This window comes from Actinoplanes sp. NPDC051633, from assembly GCF_040681735.1.
GTDB lineage: Bacteria > Actinomycetota > Actinomycetes > Mycobacteriales > Micromonosporaceae > Actinoplanes.
Genome location: NZ_JBFAZH010000376.1, coordinates 1 through 6457, shown reverse-complemented (window position 1 = coordinate 6457; position 6457 = coordinate 1). Strand labels below are relative to the sequence as shown.

At 71.7% G+C, this 6457-nt stretch carries 4 protein-coding genes and 1 pseudogene; all 5 read left to right on the top strand.

Going from position 1 to position 6457, the window contains the following annotated elements; all coding sequences use genetic code 11:
- A pseudogene (locus tag AB0M20_RS21045) lies at positions 1–457 on the top strand (deoxyribose-phosphate aldolase); the annotation flags it as partial.
- Positions 458–461: 4 nt separating this feature from the next.
- The gene (locus AB0M20_RS21040) at positions 462–1886 is read left to right on the top strand and encodes an aldehyde dehydrogenase family protein (RefSeq protein ID WP_364300520.1); all 1425 of its coding nucleotides are present in this window, start codon (positions 462–464) and stop codon (positions 1884–1886) included.
- Positions 1879–2685: an aldehyde dehydrogenase family protein gene (locus AB0M20_RS21035; protein ID WP_364300518.1), complete on the top strand. Its 807-nt coding sequence runs from the start codon at positions 1879–1881 to the stop codon at positions 2683–2685. Before AB0M20_RS21040 ends, AB0M20_RS21035 begins: the two co-directional genes overlap by 8 nt.
- Positions 2686–2752: 67 nt before the next feature.
- Entirely contained in the window at positions 2753–3610 is an 858-nt protein-coding gene (locus AB0M20_RS21030; protein WP_364300516.1) for a DNA primase, read from the top strand.
- A 145-nt stretch (positions 3611–3755) separates the two neighbouring features.
- Positions 3756–5999 (top strand): transposase, encoded by a 2244-nt coding sequence (locus tag AB0M20_RS21025; RefSeq protein ID WP_364300514.1) that lies wholly within the window; start codon positions 3756–3758, stop codon positions 5997–5999.
- The last annotated feature ends 458 nt before the right edge of the window (positions 6000–6457 follow it).

The window sequence follows — 6457 nt, the reverse complement described above, 5'->3', positions numbered from 1 at the left end:
CTACCAGGCCGTCTTCGACGAGATCGTCGCGATCAAGGACGCGTGCGGCGGCGCGCACCTCAAGGTGATCCTGGAGACCGGCGAGCTGGGCACGTACGACAACGTGCGGCGTGCGTCCTGGCTGGCGATGATGGCCGGCGCCGACTTCATCAAGACGTCGACCGGCAAGGTCCCGGTGGCGGCCACCCCGCCGGTGACGCTGATCATGCTGGAGGCGGTGCGCGACTTTCGAGCGCGGACGGGTCGGCAGATCGGCGTCAAGCCGGCCGGCGGCATCCGCACGACGAAAGACGCGATCAAGTACCTGGTAATGGTCGCCGAGACCGCGGGCGACGACTGGCTCAGCCCGGACTGGTTCCGGTTCGGCGCCTCGTCACTGCTCAACGATCTGCTGATGCAGCGCACCAAGCTGACCACCGGCCACTACGCCGGTCCCGACTACTTCACGCTGGACTGATCGCATGTCCTTCCTCGAGTACGCTCCCGCTCCCGAGTCCCGTTCCCTGGTCGAGATCGCGCCGTCCTACGGCCTGTTCATCGACGGCGAGTTCACCCCCGGCAAGGACACCTTCAAGACCGTCAACCCGGCGTCCGAGGAGGTGCTGTCCGAGGTCGCGCTGGGCAGCCCCGAGGACGTCGACCGCGCGGTGGCCGCCGCCCGGCGCGCCTTCCCGGGCTGGTCCGGGCTGCCCGGCAGCGAGCGGGCTAAATATCTCTTCCGCATCGCGCGGATCATCCAGGAGCGGTCCCGCGAGCTGGCGGTGCTCGAGTCGCTGGACAACGGCAAGCCGATCAAGGAGTCGCGCGACGTCGACCTGCCACTGGTCGCGGCACACTTCTTCTACTACGCGGGCTGGGCCGACAAGCTGGCGTACGCGGGCTTCGGCGCCGATCCCCGGCCGCTGGGCGTGGCCGGTCAGGTGATTCCGTGGAACTTCCCGATGCTGATGCTGGCGTGGAAGATCGCGCCCGCCCTGGCCACCGGCAACACGGTGGTGCTCAAGCCGGCCGAGACCACGCCGCTGTCCGCGCTGTTCTTCGCCGACGTGTGCCGTCAGGCCGAGCTGCCCGCCGGGGTGGTCAACATCGTGACCGGCGCCGGCGACACCGGCCGGTACCTGGTCGAACACCCCGATGTGGACAAGGTCGCCTTCACCGGGTCCACCGAGGTGGGCCGGCAGATCGCCCGCTCGGTGTCCGGCACCGGCAAGCGGCTGACGCTGGAGCTGGGCGGCAAGGCGGCCAACATCGTCTTCGAGGACGCGCCGATCGACCAGGCGGTCGAGGGCATCGTGAACGGAATCTTCTTCAACCAGGGCCACGTCTGCTGCGCCGGCTCGCGGCTGCTGGTGCAGGAGTCGGTGGCCGAGGAGCTGCTCGACTCGCTCAAGCGGCGGATGGCCACGCTGCGGGTCGGCGATCCCCTGGACAAGAACACCGACGTCGGCGCGATCAACTCGGCCGCGCAGCTGGCCCGCATCACCGAGCTGGCCGAGGCGGGCGCCGCCGAGGGGGCGCAACGCTGGTCGGCGCCGTGCGAGCTGCCCGCCAACGGCTTCTGGTTCGCGCCGACGATCTTCACCGGGGTGACCCAGGCACACCGCATCGCCCGCGAGGAGATCTTCGGCCCGGTGCTGTCCGTGCTGACCTTCCGCACGCCGGCCGAGGCGATCGAGAAGGCGAACAACACGCCGTACGGGCTGTCCGCGGGGATCTGGACCGACAAGGGTTCGCGGATCCTCGCCGTCGCCGACAAGCTCCGGGCCGGCGTGGTCTGGGCCAACACGTTCAACAAGTTCGACCCGGCCTCGCCGTTCGGCGGCTACAAGGAGTCGGGCTACGGCCGCGAGGGTGGCCGCCACGGTCTGGAGGCGTACCTTGCCTAGGCTTGCCATTCGCAAGACGTACAAGCTGTTCATCGGCGGGAAGTTCCCGCGCAGTGAATCAGGACGGACCCAGGTGGTGGACGGCGACAACGTGGCTCTCGCCTCCCGCAAGGACGCCCGCGACGCGGTGGTCGCCGCGCGCAAGGCGCAGCCCGGGTGGGCCGGCGCGACCGCGTACAACCGGGGGCAGATCCTCTATCGCGCCGCGGAGATGCTGGAGAGCCGCCGCGACGAGTTCGCCACGCTCGCCGTCGACCAGGCCGAGCTGGACGCGGCGATCGACCGCCTGGTCTGGTATGCGGGCTGGTCCGACAAGCTGGCCCAGGTGACCGGCGGCGCCAACCCGGTCTCCGGCCCGTTCTTCAACATCTCCGCCCCCGAGCCCACCGGGGTGGTCGCGGTGATCGCCCCGGCGTCGCTGCTCGGCCTGGTCAGCGTGGTCGCGCCGGCGATCGTGACCGGCAACGCGGTGGTCGTGGTCAGCACCGGCCCGCAGGTGGCCATCACGCTGGCCGAGGTACTGGCCACTTCGGACCTCCCGGGCGGGGTGGTGAACATCCTCACCGGCCGGCCCGCGGAGATCGCACCGTGGCTGGCGTCGCACGACGACGTGAACGGCATCGACCTGACCGCGATCGACGAGCCGGAGCTGGCCGCCGACCTCGAACGGTCCGCCGCCGGCACCCTCAAGCGGGTCCGCCGCCCGGCCGGCACACCGGATTTCGCGGCCGATCCCGGCCTGCGCCCGATGACCGCTTTCCTCGAGACCAAGACGGTCTGGCACCCCAAGGGCTTTTGAGCCCGGGCACACCATCTAGGGTGTGTGCGCACCCGTCCCGAATGTCGAAGATCACCCGGAGGTCAGCGTGGCCACCCAGTCCGACGAGTCCGAGGCCGCGGCCGGCCTGTCCGGTCGTGAGCTGTGGGACGAGGTTCGCATCACGCCGGTGGAGATCGCGATGCCCGGCGGTGTCGGGCTGACGCTGCGGGCGTACCGCAAGGCGAACGAGCTCACCCCCACCGAGATCGAGACCGACGAGGACGACCCCTTCGACGCCCGTGAGCGTGCGGCCGCCGCCGCGCGGGCCGACGAAGAGGAAGAGGTCATCGTCGACGAGGAGTTCAACGCGCTCCTGGCCGAGGACGAGGACCCCGACAAGAAGAAGTCCGAGGTCAAGGACTCCGACGAGCCGGACCCCGAGGACTTCAAGGACGACGAAGAGGCCCGGGCGGAGGAAGAGGAGGTGCCCGTCTTCCTCAGCCACCGCGGCCGGCTGCTCAGCTTCAAGAGCCCCGAATCGCTGGTCTCCTTCATTCGATCGGGTGCACCGCACGATATGGCCCAATTGGACAGCTGGAGCACGGTGGCCGACCGGGTACAGTCGTCGGACATCGACCCGCTGCCGGAGGACCGGTACGAGCTCGACCTCGTCGTCGAGAACCTCCGTGGCGGTCACGACACGTGGGATCTGCCGCTGCTGATCGCGGCCGGCGAGGTCGCCCGTGATCTGGGTCACGCTCTCCGGATCAAGCCGGTGATCCTGGCGTTGGCGCCCGGATCGCCCCTTGACGACCTCGACGAGTCACTTCGTAAGGCCGAGAGCGGCGGTATGGGCGGTTATTTCGGACGGCGCCGATTGAAGAAAATCGGGGCACAACAGGCAAGTCTCGGATGGCGCTCGATCATCGGCAAGATCTCTGCCGCTGTGGACTGGCGCGACTGACCCCTCACCAGGGACCATCGGTGATTGGCACACGACAGCAGCGATGAGCATTGTTCGCGACGGTGGAGTTCTTTGCGCAGCATTCAGGCGGCCGCGTGGCTCAAAGTAGGTCGCGAACAATCCTCACCGGGAGGAGGACGACGCCGTGGCGCTCGTGCGCGTGTACTGCGGTCTGGCGTCGGCTGATGAATCGGTGCGTGCGGGTGCGTCCGCGCAACTGACCATCGCCGTGGTGGACGACGCGGGGCGGCTGCTCGTGGTCGACGAGATCAGCGACGACCCGACGGGCTATGCCCGGCTGGGGACGCTGCTCGTGGAGCGTACGTCCGGCTTCGGCGAGGTCGCAGTGGCCGCGGACAGCGACGATCACATGGTCACCTCTCTGCTCACCGCCGCGGGCCGCCCGCTGGTGGTGACCGACGACGACACCACGGACGACTTCGCCGAGCGCTTCGCCGACGACTCCTCCGTGGAGGAGATGCAGGCGCCGCCCGCCGCGCGCCGGGCCGTGGGCCTCTCCCGGGCACTGCAGGCCGGCGCGATCGCCGCCGCCACCGTCCCGGTGCCCCGTGAGCTGATCAGCTACAAGCCGATACTGGCCGCGCACGTCGCGATGCTCGACGGCCGGTGCGCCTCCGCGACCGCGCTGCGCGAGGTGTTGCGTGAGCTCTACCCGGCGGCGCTGCGCGCGTTCGCCGACCCGGCGCACCCGCTGGCCATGGCGGTGCTCGACGCGCTGCCCGAGCCCGGCCGGCTGACCGGCCGCGGCAGCGACTCCGAGCAGATCGCCGTCGAGGTGGTCGCCGAGCTGACCCGCGCCGGCGCCGGCACCGAGGACCAGGTGACCGCCGCCGTGACCGCTCTGGTCGTGGCGATCAGTGAGTCTCCCCGCCGCGGCGGGGTCAACAAGTCGCTGGCGTCCTCCGCGGCCGACACGGTGCGCCAGGCGATCGGCGCGGTCCGCTGCTCCGACAACGCCTGCGAGGCGCTGATCGGCACGCTCGCCGCGCGCGTCACCGCCCCCTCCTCCACCGGCCGCCGCGCCGCCGGCTCGCGCCGCGCCGCCGATCCCACCGCCGATCCCACCGTCGATCCCGCCGCCTTGTCCGCCGCCGCGCTGCCGACCCGCCCGAGCGAGACCGGCACCCGCATCGGCCGCCGCGGCCGCCCGGAGCCGGCCGCCGGCAACACGCCGGTCACCCCGCGCCCGATGACCGCACCGCCGGTCGCGCCCGATCCGATCGCACCGCCGCCGATGGCTCCGCGGCCGCTGGCGCCGCACCCGTCGAGCCCGTCGCCGCTGGCGCCGGCCGCCGCCGCGGGCCTGCCCACGCGCACCCGCACCACGCCCGGCGCCACCACCCCGGGCAACCGCCCGGTCTCGGTGCCACCGCCGCCGCCGGGGATGACGCCGATCGTGCCCGGTGCCCGGCCGGTGTCGCCGGCCGAGTCCGGCCGCGAGTTCCGCCCGACGCTGACCGACGCCGCGATGAGCAAGGCTCGCGCCGAGCGGCAGCGCTCGGTGATCCCGCCGCGCCCGAGCACCAGGCCGGCGAACGGCGTGACCGACTATTCGCTGCCGATGCCCGCGTCGCGTCCGGCCGAGGGAGCGCCGCCGCCCGGTTCGCGCGCCAACTGGCCGCTGCTCAACTCGAGCGACGAGCCCGCCGCGCCGCCGCCCGCCGCTCAGACCAGCTCTCTGCCCGGCGCGCTGCCCGGCGACGGCGGCCGGGTGCGCCCGCCGTGGCAGGACATGCCCACGGAGCCGCCGGCCCTGCGCCTGGTCGAGTCGCTGAGCGGCCTGGAGAACATCGCGGCCGACGTCACCGCCGTGACCGAGCCGCCGCCGCTGCGCCTGGTGGACACGCCGCCACCCCCGCGCGCCAACGGCAACCCCCGCGGCGCCCCCACCCGGCGCACCACGCTGACCGCTCTGGACCGCAGCACGCAGCCGCCGGTCCCCGACGAGGGCGACGGCGACCTGCTGATCTTCGCGGCCGCCCGCTCGGCGTGGTTCACCGGCCAGAGCGAGTCGGCCGACCTCGACTGGACCAACCCCAACGACACGGGCTGGCGCGCCGCGGAGAAGGCCGCGACGCCCGAGGTGGCGGCCCAGACGTCGGCGGGCCTGCCCAAGCGGGTCCCGCAGGCGAACCTGGTGCCCGGCTCACCGCTGCGCGACGAACACCCCCTGCGAATCGTCCGCGACGCGGCCAGCATCGCCGCGCACACGACGGGCTACTTCCGGGGTTGGCGGCGAGGCCAGGAGATCGGCGGTTACGCCATCGGCGGCCGCCCGGGCCGCGAGGCGGCGGGCGGCTGGGACTTCAGCCGTGACGGCCAGCCGGCCGACGACTACCGCAACAGCGCCAACGGCTACCAGCGCTGACGTCAAGCCGTTTGAGAGCCCCGCAGAGGCCCGAACAGCCCACGAGGGTCCCTGAGGGGTAGGCAGGGCCTGAGCGGGCTCAGATCGAAAATAAGAGGGATACGAGCACTCGAAAGCCGGCGTGCCACACACGCCGGCCAGTCGGTGGTCACCCACCTGTCCAACACCCGGCCGGACCGCACCACAGCCGCCAGCTAGGTGCGTGCGCTACCAGTCCGCCCGTTCGTCCGCGAGCCGCACCCAAACTGGTAGCCCAGCCACGCAAGAAGCCCTCGAACACGTGGGTGCGCTACCACTACGGCCGCTTTGTCCCGGGCCGCACCCAAACTGGTAGCACAGCCACTCGAGAACCCCTCGAACACGTGCGTGCGCTACCACTCCGGCCGTTATGTCCCGGGCCGCACCCAAAGTGGTAGCCCAGCCGCCGAAGAAGCCCTCGGATACGCGCGTGCGCTACC

Coding starts and splice junctions, on each gene's coding strand:
- AB0M20_RS21040 (WP_364300520.1), top strand. CDS start 462: ATGTCCTTCCTCGAGTACGCTCCCGCTCCCGAGTCCCGTTCCCTGGTC.